This is a genomic window from Nocardiopsis sp. NPDC101807 (assembly GCF_044766605.1).
In the GTDB taxonomy this organism is placed as follows: Bacteria; Actinomycetota; Actinomycetes; order Streptosporangiales; family Streptosporangiaceae; genus Nocardiopsis; species Nocardiopsis tropica.
The window spans coordinates 323353-345334 of record NZ_JBIWMK010000002.1 but is presented as its reverse complement, the minus strand read 5'-3'; the positions used below and the strand labels follow the sequence as shown (position 1 = coordinate 345334).

The window sequence follows — 21982 nt, the reverse complement described above, 5'->3', positions numbered from 1 at the left end:
CCGTGGAAGAAGGGTCACAAGGGCAGGGCGGCCAGCAACGCCGGCAGCGCCAGGAGGAGCATGAGGCATCCCCCCGCCGGAGGGTTGCCTCCCCGGGGCGCCTTCGACTCCAGGTCGGCGATCATGTGCGCCTGGGCCGGGCATCCCGGAGTCACGACGTCCTCGGGGCTGAACACGCGGCAGGGCAGGCCGGTCATGAACTCGCCGTCGTACTGCCGTCCGCACAGGGAGCAGGTGGGGTCACTCGGCTTCATCGGCTCCGCCCTTCCCCCGGCCGCCTGGTCCCGGGGTGCGACCACGCTACCCGCCCGGGGGCTCCGCGCAAGGGCGGCGACCACATCCGGTCAGGGGTTCGGCACCGGGTCCGGGGTCAGTCGGCCATCCCACCGGCGAACGGCGTCGTCCGCCACTGGTCGAGGGCCGGACCCAGGTACTCCACCAGCACGGGCAGCTGCGGTACGAGGGCGAGGGCGGCGATGGCACGCAGCCTCCCCACGGCGTTCACGAAGCGCAGGACGTCCTCGTTCAGCTCCCGAACGCCGTGGCGCCGGGCTCCGCGGTCGTAGGAGGATTCAATCTCCGGACCGAGCGCGGCCAGGTCCCATTCGACGGGGCCCAGGGTCACCAGCTCGAAGTCGGAGTAGAGGTCGCCGTCCACCCCGGAGAAGATGTTCGCGGGAGGGGAGTCGCCGTGGATCGGCTGGACGTCGATCCCCGGGAACGCCTTCTCGAAAGCCGCGCGCGAACTCACGAGGGGCTCCAGGACACGCCATTCGCGGCGCGCGCGGTCGAGGTCGGACGGGTCGATGAGGTCGGGGCGCCCGTCGAGTCGGGCGAGGTCCTCGGCGAGGGTCTGCGGTTCGGCCGCGGACAGGAACGACAGGCGGCCCGGGTAGTCGCGCATCGCCGCGTGCAGTCCCGCGACGCTCTCGGCGTTCGCCTCGTAGTCGGGCTCCCTGCCCCGGTCCTCCTCGACGAACCGCCAGAACGTCATCGAGAACCCGTCGCGCCGCACCGGCTCCCGGGGGACGAGGGGGCTGGGCGGGATCACCGGCGTTCCCCGCGCCGCCAGCCACCGCGTCACGTCCAGTTCCGCGCGCTGGCGGTGTGCGAGGGCGTCGAGGTCGGTTCCGGGCGGCAGGACGACGGGGATCCGGGCCACGACCGGTGAGGGCGCGAGGTGGACCACGACGGAGAACAGGTCGTGGAGCACCGTCGCGTCGGTCACGGTGAGTCCGAGGTCGCGCCCCGCGCCGACGGCGGCGTCGACAGCGGCGGAGGCACGGCGGGCGGTCTCCTGCGGGGTCATGAAGTCGTTCATGGCCCGATCATCCCAGGACCCCGGGGGGAGGGGCGCACGGCCCGCACGCCCCGCCGGGGCGAGGCCGTGTCGTGGGCGCCCTGCCCCTCGTGAGACGCGTCCCCTCCGAGTCCATGGGCCGCGCCCCGGAGGCCCGGCAGATCGTCCTCCGGGGCGCGGTGCTGTGCGGCCGGGGCGGCGGCCCTGGGCACGCGTGCCTTCCGCACGGCGGTGCTGCCCGACGGCGCCCGACGCAGAGAACAGGGACCGGAGACCGGCTGAGGCCCCGCACGCGCTTCGGGAGACCGCTTCCGTCTCCTCCGGCGAACTGCTTGAGTGGTCGCATGGACGCCACTCCCCATCCGCGCCACGATCCCGCCGTGGTCGCGCACGCCGCCCACGTCCTGGACCTCCTCGGCGGCCCCGTGCCGGTCCCCGGCATCTCGATGCCGGGGCGGCCCCCGCCTCAAGGCTCTGGCTACGGTCCGCCCCGGGGCGACAAGGCCCCCGGACCCCCGCTCCCCGCCGGGCTGCCCCGCAGAAGGGGCCTGGCGTCCCGGCTCGTGGCCCTGGTCAGACGCCCGCCCGGACCGGCCGGGACTCCGCCGGACGGGCCCGGCGCCCACGCCGGGGAACGCAGGGACCTCACCCGCAGCCTGGCCAGGTACCGTGCCGCCCCCACCGAGGACCACCACCTCGTTCTCCTGGAGAGCATCTCCAAGAGCCTGGACGCCTACGTGGAACTCCAGGAGCGGCGCGCCCGCGCCGAACGCGAGCAGGCCCGAGAGGCGCACCGGTCGGCGGTGGCGGCGCACCGCGTCGCGGTGGCCGGGATGGTCTTCGGCGCGGCGGGCTGGCTCGTGGCCCTGGCGCAGCTGCTCCTCTCCCTCTTCGGGGCCGGGTAGCCCCGATCCGGGCGGGTGCGCTCATACGCTTTCGCCGTCCACCTCGGCGACCAGGTCGAGCAGGGCCTCGGCCGCCGGTCCCGAGGACGCGGGGTTCTGACCGGTGAGCAGCAGGCCGTCGCGGACGACGTACGGCTCCCAGTCCCCGACCTTGGAGAAGACGCCGCCGAGTTCCTTGAGCTGGTCCTCCACCAGGAACGGGACCACCTCGCTCAGCCCGACGGCGGCCTCCTCCGAGTTCGTGAACCCCGTGACCCGCCTGCCCCGGACCAGCGGGTTGCCGTCCTCGCCGGTGACGTGGCGCAGGGCCCCCGGCGCGTGGCAGACCAGGGCGATCGGCCTGCCCGCACGCAGGGTGGTCTCGATGAGCCGGACGGAGTGCTCGTCCTCGGCCAGGTCCCACAGCGGACCGTGTCCGCCGGGGTAGAAGACCGTGTCGAACTCGGCGGCCGAGACCGAGTCGAGGCGCACCGTGTTCTCCAGGGCGGCCATGGCCTCGGGGTCGGACTCGAAGCGCCGGGTCTGGTCGGTCCGGGCGTCGGGCTCGTTGCTCTTGGGGTCCAGCGGCGGACGCCCGCCCCGGGGCGAGGCGAGCACCAGCTCGGCGCCGGCGTCCTTGAAGCGGTAGTACGGGGCTGCCAGTTCCTCCAGCCAGAAGCCCGTCTTGCGTCCGGTGTCACCGAGCTCGTCGTGCGAGGTCAAGACGATGAGGATCTTCATGAACACTGCTCCTTCGAGTGGGCCGGTCGTCTCCTGGAGGCGGTGGGCGCGGCCCGCGGCGCCTGCCGGCCCCCGGCGGGGAGGGCTCCCCGCCGGGGGCCTCGCCCGTGCCCACCCGGCTACCCGCCCGCGAGGCTCCCCATGCCTCCTGCGGGGGCACGACCAGGGGCGATCCCGGCGGTCCCCTACGCGGACAGCGCCTGGGCGAGCAGGCCCGTCGAGGAGAAGACGCCGCGGACGTGACCGAAGGCCTCCCGCCGCTCCTCCTCGTCGCAGGCGGGGTCGATGACGATCCCCGCGAGTTCGGAGGCGTCCTCCAGCACGCGCAGGCCCCGGTAGTAGGCGAGCAGTGCGGCGTCGACCCGGTGGTGCCCGTACCCGTCGAGGAACAGGCCCTGCTGCTCCTCCGTGGCGGCCCGGTCCGCCAGGACACCGCCCCCGAGGACGAACATCAGGTCGCGTTCGCGCGGGGCGAGGACCGCGTCGTCGAAGTCGACGAGGACCGGACGCCCGTCGGCGGCGATGACGAGGTTGCCCAGATGGGGATCGGCGTGGCAGGCGGCGAAGCCGGGGAGGTCGTCCCGCTCCCGGAGGCGCGCGGCCAGGGCGAGCGTGCGCCGGTGGACCTCGCGCAGTGCCGCGCGGTTCCCGGACCACAGCTCGGCCAGTCCCCGCCCGATCCCCTCGGCGGGACCGGTGTCGAGTGCGGTGTCGACGCGCTCGAACAGCCCGGCCCACCGGCCGGGGTCGAAGTCCTCGCGCGGGACCCGCTCCAGCGCCTCCGCCCCGAGCGGCGCCCCGTGCAGGGCGGCCAGGAGCTGGCCCAGCTCACGCCATCCGGCCGGCCCCGGAGGCGTTTCGAGGGCGCTCGTGCCCTCGACCCACTCCATGACCGACAGGCGTGCGCCGCCGGTGTCGACCCACAGGGCTCCGGTGCGTGCGGGCAGCGGTTCCGGAGCGCTTCCCGGCCGGACCGCGTTGAGGGCGGCGGGCAGGAGGAGCCCCGCGGGGGAGCCCCCGCTGCTCCACTTGACGGCGAAGCGGCGCCCGTGGGCGTCGGTGGCCCGCCACAGCGAGGCGTTCAGGTCGGCGCCGCCGCCGACCGGGACGAGGTCCGCCCCCTCCAGCGCGTAGTGCTCGCCGACCACGGAGGCGATACCGGATGGTGCCATCGAACGTCTTCCCCCGACTGCTCGTGTGTTCGCGTCCTGGCACGGTGCGCAGGACCGGCGACCGCCGCAGGGCGGCCACCGGGCATGGTACGGGTCCGCCGCAGGGGCGTCCTGGTGTTTTCCGCCTTCGGAGAAGCAGGGGAGGGCCGCACCGGATTCCCGCACGGGATCCCCGTCGGCGCTCTCCGCACCAGGGGAGCGTGCGCACCGGGGCAGGGGGCGACGGCGCGCGACGCCGGGAGAGGAAGACCGCCGACACGCCCCCGCGGGCCCGGGTGAGCGTCCCGGGCACGCCGGTAGCTCGCCCACCCCCACACGTCCGCCCTGAATGTCCTGTTTTTTGATCTCTGTCGGCAAGAGTTGCCCAAGGTTCCCTATGTGCCTTTTAGTCACCTTCGTGAGGGAAGGATGACAGCGGCACGTGCCTTCGAGGGCCGTGCCCTGCCGTTGCGGCAGTGACACGCAGGCCGGATCTCAGGGGGCTCTCTTGTCCGACACCGACACCGACGCGCTTCCGGTCGACGCTCCCGCCGCACGAGGTCCGATGATCCCGGCGCCGCGCCGACCGGGACCGGGCGAACAGGAGGACCCGGGCGAGGCCCTCCTGCGACAGCTCAAGGCCCTGGACTCGGGCGGCCCCGGAGAACACGAGCTCCAGGAGCGGGTCGTGTCCCACTACGCGCCGGCCATGAAGCGGATCGCGCACCGCTACGGGGGCCGCGGCGAACCGGTGGAGGACCTCTACCAGACGGCGATGGTGGGGCTGTGCAAGGCCATCCGCGGCTTCGACCCCGCACGGGGAGCACCGTTCCTCGGCTATCTCATGCCGACCGCTTCCGGCGAGGTCAAGCGCCACTTCCGCGACCACACCTGGGCCGTGCGAGTGCCCCGGTCGGCCCAGGAGAACCGGATCCGCCTGCACCAGGCCCGGCAGGAGATGACCCAGGCACTGGGGCGCACCCCCACCTGCGACGAACTCGCGAGCAGGCTGGCGATGACCCGCGAGCAGGTGGACGAGGTCCGCCAGGTCAGCGACCTCTACCGGGCCCTGTCGCTGGACGCCCCCGACGGCTCCGAGGCCGACGGGGAGGTCACACCCTCGCTGGAGGAACACCTGGGCCGCGAGGACCGCCTCCTGGACCTGGTGGTCGACCGGGAGGCGCTGAAACCGGCCCTGGCCCGCCTTCCCGAGCGCGAACGCCACATCCTCATGCTGCGCTACTTCCACGACCACACCCAGACCGAGATCGCCGAACGGCTGGGCTACTCCCAGATGCACATCTCCCGACTGCTGCGGGCGACCCTGGAGCGCCTGCGCGAGGAGATGGGCGTGGGGACCGCGGCCTGAACCGGGGCGCGCGTCCGCCGCGGACGGACCGGGCGGGACGCGCCTTCGCCTTCGGGGACCGGCGCAATGGCACCGCGCACTGCGCGCACCCTCCTGCTGGAGGCGGGGGCGGGGGAGGACGACCTCGGCCGCGTCCGGGCCAGGCTCCTGGCCCGACCGGTTCCGGGGCGGCCTCGCAGCGGCCCGGCCCGCTCACAGGGGAGCCCCCCGCGGCGTCTCCGTCGCGGGGGGCCGACGCTTAGGGCGTCACAGCCTTCGGAAACGGGTGCGTGCTACTTGCACACCCGCTCCACGAACTCCTTCATGACCTGACCGGCAGCGGTCCCGGTGATCGGCGTCCCGGGCTTGTTCGACCCCTGCGCCGCCCTGGCCTTGCGGACCGCTTCGGTGGTCTCGGGGCCGTACTTGCCGTCGGCCCCGGGCGTCTTGTCCAGGTGGCCCGCCGCGATGAGCAGTTCCTGCAGGTACGCGACGTTTTCCCCAGTGTCGCCCTGCTTGAGCCCAACCATGTCATTCCCCTTGTCTTCCAGTGGGACTGTCGGAGCCCCACGGTGTGGTGTCGCAGCGGATCGCAGGATCACCGTGCCGCGACTGGCCGCCTCAGGCGTGTTCATCTCAAGAATGGACGCACCCTTGACGGACTACGCCTTTTTCCTGCCGGTACCCCACCGCCTCCACAAGCGCGGGCGCCCATTGTTCGACGGTCGGCATGAAGGCAGGAAAGGATGCCAAATCTGCCTCTTTTCCGCGAGGTCGGAGACAGTCTCCCCTTCCCGTGAATTCGCATACGAAGGGCGGCCGCCCGAATCTGCGGAGGGCGTCCTCGATCTCCCCCTCGCGGGCGGCACGGGCGCCTCCATCGGGCGTGCACGCCGGCGCGAGCACCCCGGGGCGGACCTCACGACACGGGTCGCGGTCACGCGCACATGGGCCTCGGCGCCGCCTTCACCATTCCTTGTGTCCCGGGTTCGCGTCCGGATCCTCCGGGAATCGCAGCGGGCCTGTCGAGGACTTCCGCCGCGTGTGGCCGGTGCGCGTCTTCTCGCAGTTCCAGCGCCGCCGCCCGCGGGCTGCTCGCTTTCCTGGGGGCGCGCTCGGCCTATCCCTGATTATAGACCCGGGGGCGCACCGCCTGGCAAAGGTAGCCTTCATGTATGTCTGGAAGAAAGACGCCCCCTTCCCTTCCGTTGAAGAACCGTGGAGAAGGGAAAGAAAAAGCGCTTTCTCCTTGGCGTGCCGCTGGTTCTGCCCGCGGGTGTACGCGGATGAACTCTTTACCGCCCCCGGTCGGCGCACCGGGGCGCCTACAGCCCCCGTCGCCCCGGACCGAGGGGGAGCGCGAGGGCGGCCGGATCACGCCGGACTCCTGCCCCGGCCCGGCTCACAGGTGCTCTCTCCCCTGGAACGCGGTAGGAAAGTTGTACTGACCGACTTTCTGATCCATGCTGTAACCGAGGGACCGCACGGGAAACGCGGCGCTCTCACACCCCTGAGGAGGCCACCCCGGTGAGCGAGACGAAGTCGAGACGCCGACGCGCGGTGATGCGTCGCAAGAACCAGGTCACACTGCCCCGTGAGGTGGCGGAGGCCCTCCACATCCGGGAGGGGGACGAGGTCGAGTTCGCCATCACGGAGAGCGGCCAGGTCACCCTTCGGGGCATGACTGCCGTGCCGGCCGACCAGGCGTGGTTCTGGGACCCCGAATGGCAGCGGGGTGAACGGGAGGCCAGTGAGCAGATCACCGAGGGCCGGACCGAGGAGTTCGAGGACGTGGAGTCGATGTTCGACGCCCTCGAAGAGGAGCGCTGAGAGCACTGGCCACGTTCGCCACCACCCCCCGGTTCCGGGCCGACTTCAAGAAGCTGACGCCTCAACAGGTCGAGCGGTTGCGCAAGGTGGTCACCACCGAGTTCGCACCCGACGTGGAGCAAGGACGGTTCCGACCAGGTCTGCGGGTCAAGGGCGTGCAGGGCGCTCCGGGGGTCTATGAGATGACCTGGGCGCCTGACGGGCGCGCCACGTGGGAGTACGGGGACGAGCGTTTCCCTGGGAAGGCGCACGTCGTCTGGCGCAGGGTCGGCACGCACTCCGTCTTCAACCCCGGTCCCCCTTGACACCCGTAGCGGAACAGCGTCCCCTGCCCCGACCGCAGGAGGCACCGGGCCGTCCCACCATGGCCCCTCGGGCAGACACGCGCAACGCCCGGCCGGAGTTCTCCGGCCGGGCGTTCGGCCGACGGGGCGGAGTACGGTCGGCGCACCGGGGCGCCTACCGCCCCCGTCGTCCCGGCCCCGAAGGCGGGGGAGCAGGGCCGGCCCGCCTCCGGAGCCGGGGACCGGTCAGCCCTCGGGACGCACGCCCGGGACGCCGTCGTCGATGACGAACCGGGCCCGGTCGGCGATGGGCGCACCGGGCTCGGTCACGTAGTCGAGCGTCCGGTAGTCGGCCGTCCACCCGGTGGGGGTCACGACGTTGCGGACGTAGCCGCGTCTGCGGTTGATGAACCGGATGTGCGGGTTCTCCCTCAGCTGCACCGCGTCGCCCGGGTTCTGCTCAGCCCCGTCCCCGCCGCTGGTGAACGAGGTGCCCACCAGTTCCGTGGCGACCGTCGCCGAACCCGGGTCGTCGAAGTCCGCCTTCACGTCGCACACGTAGTTGGCGTGCACGTCCCCGGTGATCACGACCGGGTTGCGCACACGGGCCAGCGCGTCGCGGACGGTGTCCCGCTCGACCTGGTAGTTGTCCCAGGCGTCGTCGCTGAAGTCGGTGGCGGCCCCGGCGGCGAAGTCGCGCTGGGAGAAAAACACCTGCTGCGCCAGCACGTTCCAGCGGGCCCGCGACGAGGACAGCCCGTTCAGCAGCCACGCCCGCTGGTCCGCCCCGAGCAGGGTGCGCGAGGGGTCGCCGCGCTCGGAGTCCGCCACCTGCACGTCCCGGTACTGGCGGGTGTCGAGCAGGTGCACGTCCACGAGGTTGCCGAAGGACAGCTTGCGGTACAGGTGCATGTCCGGTCCGGCGGGGATCTGGGAGCGGCGCAGCGGCATGTGCTCGTAGTAGGCCTTGAGCGCGTCGGCCCTGCGCTGGAGGAAGGCCTCCGAGGGTTCGCCGCCGTACGGGGTCTCGTCGGCCCAGTTGTTCTCCAGCTCGTGGTCGTCGAAGACCACCGCCCACGGGAAGGCGGCGTGGGCCGCCTGGAGGCCCGCGTCGGCCTTGTACTGGGCGTGCCGGACGCGGTACTCGGCCAGGGTCTGGACCTCCCTGGCGGGCACGTGGGGACGGCCGGCGCCCCCTGCCTCACCGGTCTCGTAGATGTAGTCGCCCAGGAACACGACCAGGTCCAGGTCCTCCCTGGCCAGGTGTTCCTGGGCGGTGAAGTGGCCGTTGGTGTAGCTCTGGCAGCTGGCGAACGCGAACGCGAAGCGGTCCGTCCGCGCATTGGGCGCCGGCGTGGTCCTGGTCCGGCCCACGGGGCTGATCTCGGCGCCGTGGCGGAACCGGTAGTAGTAGGTGGTTCCGGGCCGCAGCCCCTGGACCTCCACGTGGACGGAGTGGGCGGCGCGGGGACCGGTCCCGACGGTGCCGGAGGCGGTGAGGCGGCGGAAGTTCTCGTCCCGGGAGACCTGCCACTCGACCTCGACCCGCCGGTCGGGCATGCCGCCGAGCCCGTTCTCCGCCAGGGGGTCGGGCGCCAGGCGGGTCCACAGGACGACGCCGTTGTGGAGGGGTTCTCCGGAGGCGACGCCGAGGGTGAAGGGTTCGGCGACCCGACCGGGCCGGGGTGCCGCGTCGGCGCGCGCCTCGGGGGCCCAGCCGGAGGCCAGGGCGACGGCTCCCAGGGTGGCGGCGCCGCCCACCAGGAGCTGGCGGCGGGTGGCGCGGGCGGCCTCTCCCGTGAGGGAGGCGGAGACGGCGGCGGCGCCCTCCGGCGGGGCGGGCGGGGCGGGCACCGCTGTCAGGGGGGCGGGGGAGGGAGCGGGGGCGAGGGGAGTTCCCGGCATGCACGGTCTCCTGGAGTTCGTGGAGCGTCCGGCCCCGGTCGGGGCGGACGGGGACCGTGCTCTATCCGGCCACGGAAAACGGAACGTCCCAACCACCGCCCGGTGAACGTCGGATGCGCACGGGTGACCATCGGGTGACGGAGAGCTCCGAGATCCAAGATGCCCCGGGAGAATGCCGTTGCCACGGTCCGCATCCCCCGGCTTTCGTATAGTTCGCTTAATCGAACTGTAAATAAAGGCAGTCAAATCGGAAGCAAGTTCGCGATTCAACTGGAAATCAATGAATGCCCCCCCAGTGGAATAACACACCCCTTTTCCTCCCCTCTTCTCCGGTTTCTCCCGCATCTCGGTTCCCCGCGGCCCTCGCGGACGCGCCTCCGTTCCGGAAGCCGCCTGCGGATGCCCCGTCCCCCGGTTCTCCTCCCGTCGACGGCGCCCCCACGCGGGAAAAACGAGTTGTGCGGGTCCCGGGGGCGGGGCCACAATCGGACCGCCCACCGACAGCCGAGGAGAGGAACAGCGGGATGCGCCGGTCCTACGGAGTTTTCGAGCCCTGCAACCGGACACGAATCCCCGAGGACACCTCCGCCCTTGTCATCTCTTCCGACCATCCTGAACATCGGCATCGTCGCGCACGTCGACGCGGGTAAGACCAGCCTCACCGAGCGCCTGCTGTTCGACGCGGGCGCCGTCGACCGGCTCGGCAGCGTCGACTCCGGGGACACCCGCACCGACTCCGGCCGCATCGAGCGCGAGCGCGGCATCACCGTGCGCACGGCCGTCGCCTCCTTCCGGGCCGGCCCCGTGCAGATCAACCTCGTCGACACCCCCGGCCACACCGACTTCGTGGCCGAGGTCGAACGCGCCCTGACCGTGCTCGACGGCGCGGTACTCGTCCTCTCCGCGGTCGAGGGCGTCCAGGCCCACACCCGCGTGCTGATGCGCACCCTGCGGGACGCGGGACTGCCCGTGGCGCTGTTCGTCAACAAGACCGACCGCCGGGGAGCCCGCCCCGACGGGGTGTTCGAGGACGTGCGGCGGCTGCTCTCCCCGGACGCGGTCGCGCTCAACCGCGTGCGCGGCGCGGGCACGCCCGGCGCCCGCACGCTGCCCCTGGACCGGGACGACCCGGCCGCGGGGGAGGCGCTGGCCGAGGTCCTGGCGGCGCACGACGACGACCTGCTGGCGCGCCTGGTCGACGGCCGCCCGGCCCCGCCGGCGCCCGAACTGGACAGGATGCTCGCGGCACAGGTGGCGCGGGGGCTGGTGCACCCCGTGCTGTTCGGCTCGGCCATCACCGGCGCGGGCGCCCCCGCGCTGGTCGGCGCCCTCACCGGCCTGTTCCCCGCCACCGCCCCGGCCCCGGGTACCGCCGACCCCGAACCGCGGGGCACGGTGTTCGCCGTCGAGCGCTCGGCCTCCGGGGAGAAGACCGGCTACGTGCGGCTGCGGTCGGGCCGCCTGGCCGAGCGCGACCGCGTCGTGCTGCACCGCAACACCTCGACGGACCCCGACGGCCGGGGGTCCTCGCACGGCGGCCGCGTCACCCGCCTGGAGGTGGTGGGCGCCGAGGGCGACCGGACGCGCGTACTGACGGCGGGCCACATCGGCCGCGTCCGGGGGCTTCCGGGCCTGCGGGTGGGGGACCGGCTCGGCCCTCCCGCCCCCGGCGGTCCCGGGCCCCGCTTCGCACGCCCCTCCCTGGAGGCGGTCGCCCGTCCGGAGCGCGAGGGCGAGGGCCCGCTCCTGCACGCCGCACTGGCGGCGCTCGCCGAGCAGGACCCGCTGATCGGCGTGCGCACCGTGCCCGGCCGCGGCGTCTCGGTCCTGCTGTACGGGGAGGTGCAGAAGGAGGTCGTCGCCGCGACCCTGGCCGACGACTTCGGCGTGCGCGCCGTGTTCGACCGCAGCACCATCGTGCACGTCGAGCACCCCGCCGGCGTGGGCGAGGCCGTCGAGACGGTCGGCTCCCAGCCCGCGGACGGGTTCGTCGCCACGGTGGGCCTGCGGGTGGAACCGGGGGAGGAGGGGAGCGGCGTCGTGTTCCGCAGGGAGGTGGAGCTCGGCGCCCTGCTGCCGTCGTTCGACCGCGCGGTGGCGGAGACGGTCAGCGACACCCTGACCCAGGGCCTGTACGGATGGCAGGTCACCGACTGCGTGGTGACCCTGGTCCGCAGCGGGTTCGTGGCCCCGGCCAGCACGGCGCGGGACTTCCGCTGCCTGACGCCGATGGTGCTCATGCGGGCGCTGCACCGCGCGGGCACACGGGTGATGGAGCCCGTGCACGCCTTCGAGCTGGAGATCCCCTCCGACGCGCTGAGCGCGGTCCTGGCCGCCCTGGGCGCCTCGGGCGGCCACGTGCACGAGTCCCGCCCGGGAGGCGGCGCGTGGGAGCTGAGGGGGGAACTGCCCGCCCGCGCGGTCCACGGGTTCCGCACGGCGCTGCCCGGCCTGACGCGGGGCGAGGGGTTCCTGCTGAGCCGTCGCTCCCGGGTGCGGCCGGTGGTCGGCGCCCCTCCGCGCCGGGCCCGCACCGACGGGAACCCGTTGAACCGGGAGGAGTACCTCCGCCACCTGCGGCGGTCCGGGCCGGGCGGATGAGGGCGCCCGGCGGTTTCCCTCCGGGCCCGCCCAGGGGGGCGCGTGCCCGGAGGCCGAGGACGCGGGACGATCCCGGTCACGGACGGCGGGACCCCGTCGGTGCGCGCCGCCCGCTCGAAGCGGGGCGTCCCGGCGGGGTCGCGAAGCCGACCACCGCCACCGCGGACGGGGGATCGTCAGACCGTCGGTCCGGTGACTTCCTGGGTACCGAGGACGGCGAGCAGGCCGAGGAGGTCGGCGCTGTCGGTGCCGACCGCGGGGGTGAACCAGAGGAGCCGCTGTCGGCCGTTCTCGCTGAACAGGTGGAGGCAGTTGACCTCGATCAGGCCGAGCTCGGGGTGGATGAGGCGTTTGCGGTCGTCGCGCCGGAAGGCCACGTCGTGGTCGGCCCACAGGGCGGCGAACTCGGAGGAGGAGCCGGTCAGCGAGCTGATCATCGAGCGGGCCTCGGTGTCCTTGGCGCCTCTTCTGGCGGCGGCTGCCCGCAGGTCGGCGACGAAGGCCCGGGACTGGCCCGCATGGTCGGCTTCGGGATACATCCGCCGTGCGTCCGGGTCGGTGAACCACCGGTGGATGAAGCTGGCCCGAGCGCCGCGAAGGCCCGAGTGGTCCCCGAGCAGCGCCACCGCCAGCGGGTTCTGCACCAGGGTGACGTGCAGGTCGGTGATGACCTGCGCGGGTGTCGATGTCAGACGGACGAGCAGGTCGAGCATGCCGGGGTGGACGTGCGAGGCCGGTCCGCCGTGCGCGGGCACCGGGCGGTCGGCCAGGTGGTAGAGGTAGTCGCGCTCATCGGCGGTCAGGCGCAGGGCCCTCGCCAGTGCGGCGATCATCTGCGCGGAGGGCTGGGATCCGGCGCCGCGTTCGAGTTCGTTGTAGTAGTCCACCGATGCGCCGGCGAGCTGGGCGACCTCGTCGCGGCGCAGCCCGGGTACCCGGCGGCGAAGCCCGTGGGGAAGTCCTACGTCGACCGGACGGATGCGTTCGCGCCGCGAGCGCAGGAAGGCCCCCAGCTCGGTGTGGTTCACAGATCCCATGCCGTCCATTCTGCGTCCGGCCGAGCCGCCGGCACAGGGGATGGGATCCCCTGGTTCCGCCGGGCGGAGCCGCGCATCCTGGAGGACATGGCCGCCGACCGCTCCGCGCGGAGTCCTGCCACCGGCCCGGCCTCGGCGGCCTGCCGCCCCGCGCCGGCACCGGCCGGGAACGGCGCCACGGCCACACGTTCTCGGACACATGCTTCCGCGTCGCGGGAGAGTCCATCCAGGGAGGAACACCCATGCCTTTCGCCAACTTCAAGGTCCCCGCGGGCACCGTCACCGCGGAGGACAAGAAGAAGCTCGTCGAGCGCACCACCGACCTGTACGCGGAGATCTACGGCGAGCGGGCCCGTGCCACCACCGTCGTGCTGATCGACGAGGTCGCCGACGGCGGCTGGGGCGTCGCCGGCGGCGTCCTGACCGCCGCCGTGCTCAACGGCGACGCCTGACCTCCTCCCGGTGCGGGCCCGGCCCCTCCGCGCCGGACCCGCACCGACGGGAACCCCTCGAACCGAAAGGAGCACCCCCTCCGCCTGCGGCGGTCCGGGCCGGGCGGACGGAGCCGAACCGGTGGGACGCGCACACCCCGGTGGCGCCGTCGGTCCCGGTACCGCCGGGGTTATGATTCGTGAAAACGAACTGTCCTTTCCCCGGGGAGTGAAACGGTCATGGCCGACGAGAGCACCGCCCGCGTCACCGTCCTGGGAGCCACCGGGGGCACCGGCCGCCAGGTCGTGGAACAGGCCCTGGCCGCAGGGCGCAGGGTCACCGCGCTGGTGCGCGACCCGGCACGGATGCCCCTCGCCCACGACCGCCTCGACGTGGTCCGCATGCCGGTCCCCGACCCCGAGGCCCTGCGCGCACTGCTCGGGCGGACGGACGCCGTCGTCTCGGGCCTCGCCGCCACGGCCAAGGGCGGATCTCCGGCCACCACCTGGACCGGCGCGGTGCTGGCCGCGCTCGCGGACCGACCGGGCACACGCCTGGTCGCGGTGAGCGCGGCCCCCGTCGGGCCGCACCCGCAGGGGAGTTCGCCGTTCCACCGCTTCGTGCTCTCGCCCCTGGTCGGCCTGGTCTTCCGGGACGCCTACCGGGACCTGGAGCGGATGGAGGCGGTCCTGTCCGCCGGCGGAGCGGCGTGGACCGTGGTCCGCCCGCCCCAGCTGACCGACGGCCCCGGCACCGGGGAGTACCGGCTCGTGGTCGGCGGGAACGTGCCCTCCGGGTACAGGATCAGCCGCGCGGACCTGGCGCACGCCCTCCTCCGCGTCCTGGACGACCCCGCGACCGTGCGGCGGGCCGTCGGCGTGGCCTACTGAGGCACCCGCGGCCGCGCCGGGCCGCCCGCGGACGGGCGGACTCTTCCCGGCGGATCGGTAGCATCGGCCCATGAACCAGGACGCGGTCGGGGACGACACCGAGATGCCGGATCGCGAACTGTTCGAGGGCGCCCTGCGGTTCGTGCCCCTGCTGGAGACGTTCTACCGCCGCGCCCACTCCGAGATGCCCGACGAGCTCCGGCGGCTGTTCCAGGAGAACCGCCTCACCGCCCGGCACGGGTCGGTCCTCACCCAGCTCACCCACGGCCAGGAGCTCAGCGTGGGCGAGCTCGCCGCCCGCCTGGAGGTGGGACTGCCCACCACCAGCGAGCTGGTCGGCGACCTGTCCAGGGTGGGCCTCGTGGTGCGGCGGCAGGACCCGGCCAACCGCAGGCGCGTCCTGCTGTCCCTGGCCGAGGAGTACCGGGGCCTCATGCGCGCGTTCGCGAGCAGGCGGGCCCAGCCCCTGCTGCGGGCGTTCGAGCGGCTCACGCCCGCCGAGCGGGAGGGGTTCGCCGCGGGCCTGCGGGCCTGGGCCCGCGAGGTGCACTCCGACTGAGCCGCGCCGGCCCCCGGGCGTGGAGGTCGGGACCTGTGCCGGGGCACTGGCCCCCGAGGGCGCCGACCGCCTATCCTGGGGCCATGCGCAAGAGACGTTAAGTCCCGAACCGGTCTTCGGACCGAGCACGCGGACCACCGGGCGAACACGCTCCCGGTGTCCTCGTTCCGCTCGACCGAAAGACCTCCATGACCACTCTGCCACCGCGTGCCCCCGGCGCGCGTCCCTCACGCCTGACCCGGCCCCTGTACGCGTACGCGGTCCTGGAGGAGTTCGTCCTCCTCTACCCCCTGTACGCGATCCTCTTCGACGAGACCGGGCTGACGGTCGCCCAGATCAGTTCGCTGTTCGTGCTCTGGTCCCTGACCTCCCTCGTCGCCTCGGTCCCCGCCGGCGCCTGGGCCGACGTGGTGCCCCGGCGCTACCTGCTGGCCGCCGCACCGCTGTTCGCGGCCGCGGGCTTCGCCCTGTGGCTCCTGCTGCCCGGCTACTGGGCGTTCGCCCTGGGCTTCGTGCTGTGGGGCGTGGGCGGAGCCCTCTCCTCCGGCGCGTTCGAGGCCCTGGTGTACACCGAACTCGGGCACCGCGGCGCGGCCGACCGCTACGCCCGGGTCATGGGCGTGGCCCGTGCCCTGGGGGTGGCCGCGGTCGGCGCCTCCACCCTGCTGGCGGTCCCCGTGATGGAACACGGCGGCTACGCGGCCATCGGGGCGGCGAGCGTGGCCGCCTGCGTGCTGTGCTCCGCGGTCGCGCTGGCGCTGCCCGAGCACCGGCGGGCCGCCGGAGGCCCCGACACCGGGGACGGACCCGCCGGCTACCTCGCCACCATGCGCGCGGGCCTGGCCGAGGCCCGCGCGAGCCGGGGCGTCCGGGGCGCGATCGTGCTCGTCGTCGTGGTCACGTCCTTCTGGGAGATGCTGGAGGAGTACGTCCCCCTGCTCGCGGGCGAGGCCGGCGTCCCCACGGCCGACATCCCCCTCGTCGTCCTGGTGGTGTGGGTGTTCATCACCGCGGGCGGCCTGCTCGCCGGACCCGCGTCCAGGCTGCCCGTCCGGCTCCTCGCCGTCCTGCTCGGCCTGGCGGCGGTCGCCATCGCGGTCGGCGCCCTGCTCGGCAGCCTCCCCAGCTGGGTGCTGATCGGCGCCGGATTCGGCGTGTGCCAGATCGCGAACGTGGTCGCCGACGCCCGGCTCCAGGAGCGCATCACCGGGGCCGGCCGGGCCACGGTCACCTCGCTCGCCGGACTCGGCTCCGACGCCTTCACCGGCGCCTCCTACCTGTTGTACGCGGCGGTCTTCGCCCTGGCCGGCCACGCCTTCGCCTTCGCCCTGTTCGCCGCCCCCTACCTGGTCGCGGCCCTCGTCCTGGGCAGGAAGCGGGCAGGGGCCTCCCCCGGCGGGGACCCCGGGCTCCGGGAGGACGGCCCCGCCGCAGGGGAGTCCGTCGGGACCGATCCCCTGACACGTCGGGGAGGGGCCGGGTGAGACGGGGCCCGACCAGGGCCGAACCCGACGACGCCCGGGGGCGTCTCCCCCTGTAGCCGGGCGTTCCGCGCTCCGGCGCCCGTGGCGGGCGGCCCCGTCCGCCACGGCGCACCGTGCCCGGGGACGGCGGGTCACGGCGCGCGGCGGGCCGCAGGTGCGGAGGGACCGTCTGCGGCCCGCCCGTCCCCGGCGGGGCCGCACTGCGGCGCAGCCCCTCCGGGGCGCGCAGGCGTGCGCGCGGGGCACGTGGCGTCCGGCCCGCCCCCGCGCGAGGCCGCGACGGCGGGTGTGCGCGGGACCGGTTCGCGGAAGCGGTACGGATTCCGGCCGACTGGGCGCGCTCCCAGGGCCATCCCGGTGGAACGGCTCCTTGCACCGATGAATAGCATCGGTTCTTGTGGCACACGAGACGACGAACACCGCGAACAGTGACGCCCCGGGCACCGCCTCCGTGAGCGGGATCGACGTGAGTTACACCGATCGCGGAGCCGGGTACCCCGTCCTCTTCATCCACGGCCACCCCTTCGACCGGACGATGTGGGCCCCGCAGGTCAAGGCGTTCGCCGGGCGCGGATACCGGGTGGTGGTGCCGGACCTGCGCGGGTACGGCCGCAGCACCGTCGTCCCGGGGACGACCTCCATGAGCGCGTTCGCCCGCGACCTCGCCGCGCTCATGGACCACCTCGGCCTGGACGTGGCGGGGGTGGTGGGACTGTCCATGGGAGGGCAGGTCGCCCTGGAGTTCTACCGGCTCTTCCCCGACCGGGTCGACTCCCTCACCCTGGCCGCCACCAACCCGCGCGCCGAGACCGACGCGGGCCGGGCCTCCCGGGTCGCGATGGCCGACCGGCTGCGGGGGGAGGGGATGCGGGGCTACACCGACGAGATGCTCGTCGGCATGATGACCGCCGACAACGTGCGCGACCTGCCCGCGGTGGCCGACCACGTGCGCGCCATGATGTACGCCGCCCCGCCCGAGGGGGCTGCGGCCGCCCAGTACGGGCGCGCCCAGCGCCCCGACTACACCCCCCTGCTCCGGCGCGTCTCGGCGCCGACACTGCTCATGGCGGGCCAGCACGACCGGTTCACGCCGCCGGACTTCACCGAGTCCATGCACGTGCTGATCCCCGACTCCGTCGTGGAGATCATCGAGGGAGCCGGGCACCTGCCCAACCTGGAGCGCCCCGACCGCTTCAACGAGGTGCTGCGCAGGTTCCTGGACCGCTGCCGCACCCGCGTCTGACCGGCCCGTCCGGCGAGGCCCGGCCGCCCCTCGGCGCCCGGAACGAGGAGGGGCCGCCCGCCTCGTGGCGCCCTGCGCCGGGCTCAGACGGCCGCGGCGGGGTAGTCGGTGTAGCCGGTGGCGCCCCCCACGTACATCAGGTACTTGTCGCGCACCGGGTTGACCGGCGCACCCGTGCGGATGCGCTCGACGAGGTCGGGGTTGGCCAGGAAGGGACGCCCCAGGGCGACCAGGTCGGCTCCGGCCTCCAGCATCCGCTCTCCCGCGGCCCGCCCCCCGTCGGCGGGGATCCCCTCGGCGGGCAGGACCGGGTTGCCGACCAGGGTCCGCGACCAGCGGGAGCGGATCTCCTTCCAGATCCGGCTGTCGGGGTCGGCGAAGGCCACGTGCAGGTAGGCGGGGCCCAGGGCGTCCAGGCGCTCGGTCAGCCCGGGGTACAGGGCCGCGATGTCGTCGGCGGTCTCGGCGATGCCGTTGCTGGTGTTGCCCGGGGAGACGCGCACACCGACCCGGTCGGGGCCGATCTCGTCGACGACGGCCCCGACGACCTCCAGCACGAACCGCATCCTGTTCCGCGGGGCGCCGCCGTAGGCGTCCAGGCGCCGGTTGGTGGTGGGAGCCAGGAACTGGTGGAGGAGGTAGCCGTTGGCGGCGTGGACCTCCACCCCGAGGAAGCCCGCGTCCACGGCCCGGCGGGCCGCGGCGGCGAAGTCGGCGACGGTGCCGTCGATGTCCTCCTGGTCCATCTCCCGGGGCGTCACGGCCGGCTGACGTCCGCCGGGCGTGTGGATCGTGTCGGGCAGGGCCACGGGGGAGGGCGCCACCGGCGTCAGCCCGCTGGTGGCGGGGTGGCCGACGCGTCCCCCGTGCTGGATCTGGAGGAACATGCGGCCGCCCGCCTCCGCCACCCGGCGGGTGACCGCACGCCAGCCCTCGACGTGCTCGGGACGGTGGAGGGCGGCGATGTTGGGGTAGGTCTGGCCGACCGCGTTCGGGGTGGAGGCCTCCGCGATGACGAGGCCCGCCGAGGCGCGCTGGGCGTAGTACTCGGCCATGAGCGCGCTCGCGGCGCCCGAGGGCTCGGCCCGGTTGCGGGTCATCGGGGCGATGACGAGCCGGTTGGGCAGGTCGATGCCGGCCAGGCGGGCGGGGGCGAGCAGCGGGGAGGTTCCGGATGTGGTGTCCATGCGACTACCGTAGGAGTTGACGCCAATGTCAACTTCAAGTGCGGGGAGTGTGATCTGTGCCATGCGAATCGGTGAGTTGGCACGGCGCAGCGGTGTGAGCACGCGGTCGCTGCGCTACTACGAGCAGCAGGGCCTGCTGTCCTCCGAGCGCACGCCGGGAGGTCAGCGCGAGTACGCCGAGTCCGCGCAGGACCGGGTCGAGCGCATCCAGGAGCTGTTCGCGGCGGGGCTGTGCAGTGCCAAGATCGCGACCCTGCTGCCGTGCATGCGCGACGCCGACGGCGGCCCGACGGAGCCGGACGGCACCCTGGTGGCGGACCTGATGGTGGAGCGCGACCGCATCGACCGGATGATCGGGGACCTGCAGCGCTCCCGCAAGCTGCTCGACGACGTCATCGGGGCGGCCTCAGCCGAGGTCGCGGCGCCGTAGACCGCACCCTCGACCTGTGGGTTCGCGCCGCCCGCGCCCGGTCCGCCCGCACGAGGGCCCCGCGAACCGCCCGCCTCGGCCGGGGAGGGCCCCGGGCGGCCGGAGTCCCACCGCCCTGCCCGGGAGCCCGGACCCGTGCGCGGGGCACACCGGTCAGCACGCCGCCGCGCCCCGCCCTCCTACGGGCGGGGCGCGGCGCGGTCCGCGCCGCGCGGCCGTGCCCGCGTCCGAGGGTCCGGACCCGGGCAGGGCGGAGCCGCGGGAGCGCCCGTCCGGCCGGGTCAGTCCGCCCGCTCGACGGGCAGCCACAGCTCGGCCTCGGCGTCCGCGTGGCCCTCCCCGTACTCCACCCGCAGGATCGACGGCCCCTCGACGGTCCGGTAGGACGGGTGGGACGGGAACCAGTGCCCGAACGCGTCCGACCACAGCCGCTGCAACGGCTCGGGGAAGTCCTCCGAGGGCCCCGAGTACGGGAAGACCACCCAGGTCCCGGCCGGCACCTCCAGCACCTCCATCCCCGACGGCGCGGGAGCGGTCGTGGCGGCCGCCTGGTAGTAGTCCAGCTCGGTCCCCTCCTCCCGCGAGGAGCCGAGGTGGACGCTCACCGACAGGACGCCGCGCGGCTCCTGGTCGGACAGCCGCCCCACCTCCTCCAGCACGGCCCGTCCGAGCCCCTTCGTGAACGCGACGATGTCCGGGTTGGGTCCCCGGTGCACCAGGGGGACCCGGGCCCTGGGCCCCACGAGGCGGAACGCCTTCTTCTCCACGATCCGATAACGCACAGTGGTGCTCCCTTCGACGGTCAGGCGGAACGTCATCCGCGGTTGGGAGGCGAGCACCGCACCGGTCCGGCGGGCCTCGCCGGGCCCCACCCCGTGCATGGAGCGGAACGCCCGGGCGAACGCCTCAGCCGACCCGTAGCCGTACCGGACCGCGACGTCGAGCAGGGGGACGTCGCCGTGGAGCACCTCGGCCCCCGCCAGCGTCAGCCTCCGCCGCCGCGCGTACTCCGACAGCGACATCCCCGCCAGGGCCGAGAACAGCCGCCGGAGGTGGTGCTCCGAGGTCAGCGCGTCCCGAGCCATCGCGGCTGCGTCCGGCGGAGCCCCGGGGTCCTCCTCGATCCGCTCCAGGGCCCGGTTCAACCTGTCCAGCATGTGCCGCCTCCTTCTTCCACCACCGAAGTTAGGGACCCGGCCCCCTTCCGCGCCCGACAGTCCGCGACCCTCTCCGGTCGGGTGGCGGCCGTTCCGTTCTCGGGCAAATCGTGGAAATCCTTGGGCAAGGAGCGTGTCTCCCTCGACGTGGCGTACGTACGGTTAGCACCATTGGCCCCAGGATGGCCCGCAGGCCGACCCCGAGAAGGAGGTGGGCGGGGCGGGGGTGACCACGCCCCGCGGATACATGGACATGGGTTTTCTGCGACCTCTGTACGAGAGCGGCGCTCCGGTGGCTTCGGTTCACATGGACACCAGCCGCGACACCACCGACGCCGACAAGAAGATCGAACTGCGCTGGCGGCACCTGCGTGAGGAGCTCGCCGCGCTGGGCACGGACGAGGCCACCCTCGACGTCCTGGAACAGGCGGTCGGGGAGAAGACGTCCCGCGCCTACGGCGACCACGGTCAGGCCCTCTTCGCCTCCGAGGGGACCCTCCTCGGCGCCCACACCCTGGGCGAAGCCCCCCTCCAGGACCGGGCCTCGTACCTTCCCGTCCCGGACGTGCTCCCCCTGGCCGTCGACCGGGGCCGCCGCCTGCCCTACGTGCTGGTGGCCCTGGACCGGGTCAACGCCAAGGTCACGGCCTACGCCGCCCGACCCACCCGGGAACCGGTCCTGGAGGCCGACTCCGCCGGGGAATCCCTCCGCAACATCGACGGCCTGGGCGGGCGCGGGGGCCGCGGCCAGCGCAACAACCCCGGCGGCCCGGGGGCCGACTCGCACGCCGCCCAGGAACTCTGGCGGGAGAACACCGCGAAGGTGGCCGAGCACGTGCGCGAGGCCGCCCGCAAGGTCGGCGCCGAGATCATCATCGTCGGCGGCGACGAGGAGGCCATCGCCTACCTGCGCGACAACCTGGGCCCGCGCCAGCTCACCGTCCCGATCCGGGTGGTCCCGGGAGGGCGCGGCGGAACCGACGCCGAGGAGCGGCTGCACAAGGCCGCCGAGGACGCCCTGCGCGAGTTCGTCGTGGAGAGGCACGACGCCTTCCTGGAGGACTACCAGCGCAAGCTCGCCCACGACCAGGCGGTGCGCGGGACCACGCCCATCCTGCCGATGCTGTCGGAGGCACGGGTGGAGACCCTCCTCCTGGGCGCCGAACGCGACGGGGAGCCCGAGCTGTGGGGGTCGTTCAACGAGCCGCTGCTCGTGGACACCGACCCCAAGGGCCTGGACGATCCGAACGCGGCCTTCCGGGCACCGGCCAGCGCGCTGATGCTGCGCTCGGCGGTGATGGCGGACGCCGGGTTCACCGAGCTGCTCGACCACGGGCGGACCAGCTCCGAGAGCGGGGCCACCCTGCGCTTCCCCAAGCAGTAGCCGCACAGCCGGGGGGGGCGCCCCCCCCCCCCCCCCCGGGGCGGGGGGGGGCCCCCCCCCCCGCCGGGGGCGCCCGCCCCCCCCCCGGGGGGGGCGGGGGGGGGTGGCCCCCCCCCCGGGCGGGGGGAGCGCCAC

21 protein-coding genes are annotated in these 21982 nt (G+C 73.9%); 12 read left to right on the top strand and 9 right to left on the bottom strand.

The window, feature by feature from the left end; genetic code table 11:
* Positions 1-14: 14 nt before the first annotated feature.
* Positions 15-254: a hypothetical protein gene (locus ACIRPH_RS06685; RefSeq protein WP_402910230.1), complete on the bottom strand. Its 240-nt coding sequence runs from the start codon at positions 252-254 to the stop codon at positions 15-17.
* Positions 255-370: 116 nt separating this feature from the next.
* Positions 371-1321, bottom strand: coding sequence for an aminoglycoside phosphotransferase family protein (locus ACIRPH_RS06680; RefSeq protein ID WP_402910228.1), 951 nt, complete (start codon positions 1319-1321; stop codon positions 371-373).
* Positions 1322-1644: 323 nt separating this feature from the next.
* Between ACIRPH_RS06680 and ACIRPH_RS06675 the strand changes: the two genes are divergently transcribed.
* On the top strand, positions 1645-2205 hold the full coding sequence (locus ACIRPH_RS06675) for a hypothetical protein (protein WP_402910226.1): 561 nt from the start codon (positions 1645-1647) through the stop codon (positions 2203-2205).
* Positions 2206-2226: 21 nt separating this feature from the next.
* On the opposite strand, the gene ACIRPH_RS06670 is transcribed toward ACIRPH_RS06675, so the two are convergent.
* Both ACIRPH_RS06670 and ACIRPH_RS06665 read right to left on the bottom strand, forming a co-directional pair.
* Positions 2227-2925 carry a type 1 glutamine amidotransferase domain-containing protein gene (locus ACIRPH_RS06670; RefSeq protein ID WP_402910224.1) on the bottom strand — a complete coding sequence of 233 codons (699 nt, stop codon included), beginning with the start codon at positions 2923-2925 and terminating at the stop codon, positions 2227-2229.
* 185 nt (positions 2926-3110) lie between these two features.
* Entirely contained in the window at positions 3111-4097 is a 987-nt protein-coding gene (locus ACIRPH_RS06665; RefSeq protein ID WP_402910222.1) for a phosphotransferase enzyme family protein, read from the bottom strand.
* Between the two features lie 544 nt (positions 4098-4641).
* Between ACIRPH_RS06665 and ACIRPH_RS06660 the strand changes: the two genes are divergently transcribed.
* Positions 4642-5445 carry a SigB/SigF/SigG family RNA polymerase sigma factor gene (locus ACIRPH_RS06660; protein WP_402911622.1) on the top strand — a complete coding sequence of 268 codons (804 nt, stop codon included), beginning with the start codon at positions 4642-4644 and terminating at the stop codon, positions 5443-5445.
* Positions 5446-5717: 272 nt separating this feature from the next.
* Here the strand turns inward: ACIRPH_RS06660 and ACIRPH_RS06655 are convergent, their stop codons facing one another.
* A complete protein-coding gene (locus ACIRPH_RS06655; protein ID WP_402910221.1) occupies positions 5718-5954 on the bottom strand; it encodes a peptidoglycan-binding protein in 237 nt (78 codons plus the stop codon).
* A 1033-nt stretch (positions 5955-6987) separates the two neighbouring features.
* Between ACIRPH_RS06655 and ACIRPH_RS06650 the strand changes: the two genes are divergently transcribed.
* On the top strand, positions 6988-7254 hold the full coding sequence (locus tag ACIRPH_RS06650; RefSeq protein ID WP_402911620.1) for an AbrB/MazE/SpoVT family DNA-binding domain-containing protein: 267 nt from the start codon (positions 6988-6990) through the stop codon (positions 7252-7254).
* Positions 7255-7340: 86 nt separating this feature from the next.
* Positions 7341-7559 (top strand): hypothetical protein, encoded by a 219-nt coding sequence (locus ACIRPH_RS06645; RefSeq protein WP_402911617.1) that lies wholly within the window; start codon positions 7341-7343, stop codon positions 7557-7559.
* Positions 7560-7784: 225 nt separating this feature from the next.
* On the opposite strand, the gene ACIRPH_RS06640 is transcribed toward ACIRPH_RS06645, so the two are convergent.
* Positions 7785-9443 (bottom strand): alkaline phosphatase D family protein, encoded by a 1659-nt coding sequence (locus ACIRPH_RS06640; RefSeq protein ID WP_402910218.1) that lies wholly within the window; start codon positions 9441-9443, stop codon positions 7785-7787.
* A gap of 591 nt (positions 9444-10034) precedes the next feature.
* On the opposite strand from ACIRPH_RS06640, the gene ACIRPH_RS06635 reads away from it, so the two are divergent.
* Positions 10035-12044, top strand: a complete 2010-nt coding sequence (locus ACIRPH_RS06635) for a GTP-binding protein (RefSeq protein WP_402910215.1) — start codon at positions 10035-10037, stop codon at positions 12042-12044.
* Between the two features lie 176 nt (positions 12045-12220).
* On the opposite strand, the gene ACIRPH_RS06630 is transcribed toward ACIRPH_RS06635, so the two are convergent.
* Positions 12221-13081, bottom strand: coding sequence for a helix-turn-helix transcriptional regulator (locus ACIRPH_RS06630; protein WP_402910212.1), 861 nt, complete (start codon positions 13079-13081; stop codon positions 12221-12223).
* A gap of 242 nt (positions 13082-13323) precedes the next feature.
* Here ACIRPH_RS06630 and ACIRPH_RS06625 point away from each other — a divergent pair, with 242 nt between their 5' ends.
* The 5 genes from ACIRPH_RS06625 to ACIRPH_RS06605 all read left to right on the top strand — a co-directional run bounded on the left by ACIRPH_RS06625 (position 13324) and on the right by ACIRPH_RS06605 (position 17689).
* Positions 13324-13533 carry a 4-oxalocrotonate tautomerase family protein gene (locus tag ACIRPH_RS06625; protein ID WP_402910209.1) on the top strand — a complete coding sequence of 70 codons (210 nt, stop codon included), beginning with the start codon at positions 13324-13326 and terminating at the stop codon, positions 13531-13533.
* Between the two features lie 219 nt (positions 13534-13752).
* Positions 13753-14403: an NAD(P)-dependent oxidoreductase gene (locus tag ACIRPH_RS06620; protein WP_402910206.1), complete on the top strand. Its 651-nt coding sequence runs from the start codon at positions 13753-13755 to the stop codon at positions 14401-14403.
* A 70-nt stretch (positions 14404-14473) separates the two neighbouring features.
* Entirely contained in the window at positions 14474-14962 is a 489-nt protein-coding gene (locus ACIRPH_RS06615) for a MarR family winged helix-turn-helix transcriptional regulator (RefSeq protein WP_402910203.1), read from the top strand.
* A 188-nt stretch (positions 14963-15150) separates the two neighbouring features.
* Positions 15151-16446: an MFS transporter gene (locus tag ACIRPH_RS06610; protein WP_402910201.1), complete on the top strand. Its 1296-nt coding sequence runs from the start codon at positions 15151-15153 to the stop codon at positions 16444-16446.
* 397 nt (positions 16447-16843) lie between these two features.
* Entirely contained in the window at positions 16844-17689 is an 846-nt protein-coding gene (locus ACIRPH_RS06605) for an alpha/beta fold hydrolase (RefSeq protein WP_402910198.1), read from the top strand.
* Positions 17690-17772: 83 nt separating this feature from the next.
* Here the strand turns inward: ACIRPH_RS06605 and ACIRPH_RS06600 are convergent, their stop codons facing one another.
* A complete protein-coding gene (locus tag ACIRPH_RS06600) occupies positions 17773-18876 on the bottom strand; it encodes an alkene reductase (protein WP_402910195.1) in 1104 nt (367 codons plus the stop codon).
* A 61-nt stretch (positions 18877-18937) separates the two neighbouring features.
* On the opposite strand from ACIRPH_RS06600, the gene ACIRPH_RS06595 reads away from it, so the two are divergent.
* Positions 18938-19306 (top strand): MerR family transcriptional regulator, encoded by a 369-nt coding sequence (locus ACIRPH_RS06595; RefSeq protein ID WP_402910192.1) that lies wholly within the window; start codon positions 18938-18940, stop codon positions 19304-19306.
* Positions 19307-19587: 281 nt separating this feature from the next.
* On the opposite strand, the gene ACIRPH_RS06590 is transcribed toward ACIRPH_RS06595, so the two are convergent.
* Positions 19588-20463 (bottom strand): helix-turn-helix domain-containing protein, encoded by an 876-nt coding sequence (locus ACIRPH_RS06590; protein ID WP_402910190.1) that lies wholly within the window; start codon positions 20461-20463, stop codon positions 19588-19590.
* Between the two features lie 247 nt (positions 20464-20710).
* Between ACIRPH_RS06590 and ACIRPH_RS06585 the strand changes: the two genes are divergently transcribed.
* Positions 20711-21847, top strand: a complete 1137-nt coding sequence (locus tag ACIRPH_RS06585) for a hypothetical protein (protein WP_402910187.1) — start codon at positions 20711-20713, stop codon at positions 21845-21847.
* Positions 21848-21982 lie beyond the last annotated feature (135 nt).

Bases quoted from the DNA above. Each gene is read 5' to 3' on its own strand.
- ACIRPH_RS06685 (WP_402910230.1), bottom strand. From the start codon at position 254: ATGAAGCCGAGTGACCCCACCTGCTCCCTGTGCGGACGGCAGTACGAC.
- ACIRPH_RS06680 (WP_402910228.1), bottom strand. From the start codon at position 1,321: ATGAACGACTTCATGACCCCGCAGGAGACCGCCCGCCGTGCCTCCGCC.
- ACIRPH_RS06675 (WP_402910226.1), top strand. From the start codon at position 1,645: ATGGACGCCACTCCCCATCCGCGCCACGATCCCGCCGTGGTCGCGCAC.
- ACIRPH_RS06670 (WP_402910224.1), bottom strand. From the start codon at position 2,925: ATGAAGATCCTCATCGTCTTGACCTCGCACGACGAGCTCGGTGACACC.
- ACIRPH_RS06665 (WP_402910222.1), bottom strand. From the start codon at position 4,097: ATGGCACCATCCGGTATCGCCTCCGTGGTCGGCGAGCACTACGCGCTG.
- ACIRPH_RS06660 (WP_402911622.1), top strand. From the start codon at position 4,642: ATGATCCCGGCGCCGCGCCGACCGGGACCGGGCGAACAGGAGGACCCG.
- ACIRPH_RS06655 (WP_402910221.1), bottom strand. From the start codon at position 5,954: ATGGTTGGGCTCAAGCAGGGCGACACTGGGGAAAACGTCGCGTACCTG.
- ACIRPH_RS06650 (WP_402911620.1), top strand. From the start codon at position 6,988: ATGCGTCGCAAGAACCAGGTCACACTGCCCCGTGAGGTGGCGGAGGCC.
- ACIRPH_RS06640 (WP_402910218.1), bottom strand. From the start codon at position 9,443: ATGCCGGGAACTCCCCTCGCCCCCGCTCCCTCCCCCGCCCCCCTGACA.
- ACIRPH_RS06630 (WP_402910212.1), bottom strand. From the start codon at position 13,081: ATGGGATCTGTGAACCACACCGAGCTGGGGGCCTTCCTGCGCTCGCGG.
- ACIRPH_RS06625 (WP_402910209.1), top strand. From the start codon at position 13,324: ATGCCTTTCGCCAACTTCAAGGTCCCCGCGGGCACCGTCACCGCGGAG.
- ACIRPH_RS06620 (WP_402910206.1), top strand. From the start codon at position 13,753: ATGGCCGACGAGAGCACCGCCCGCGTCACCGTCCTGGGAGCCACCGGG.
- ACIRPH_RS06615 (WP_402910203.1), top strand. From the start codon at position 14,474: ATGAACCAGGACGCGGTCGGGGACGACACCGAGATGCCGGATCGCGAA.
- ACIRPH_RS06610 (WP_402910201.1), top strand. From the start codon at position 15,151: ATGACCACTCTGCCACCGCGTGCCCCCGGCGCGCGTCCCTCACGCCTG.
- ACIRPH_RS06600 (WP_402910195.1), bottom strand. From the start codon at position 18,876: ATGGACACCACATCCGGAACCTCCCCGCTGCTCGCCCCCGCCCGCCTG.
- ACIRPH_RS06595 (WP_402910192.1), top strand. From the start codon at position 18,938: ATGCGAATCGGTGAGTTGGCACGGCGCAGCGGTGTGAGCACGCGGTCG.
- ACIRPH_RS06590 (WP_402910190.1), bottom strand. From the start codon at position 20,463: ATGCTGGACAGGTTGAACCGGGCCCTGGAGCGGATCGAGGAGGACCCC.
- ACIRPH_RS06585 (WP_402910187.1), top strand. From the start codon at position 20,711: ATGGACATGGGTTTTCTGCGACCTCTGTACGAGAGCGGCGCTCCGGTG.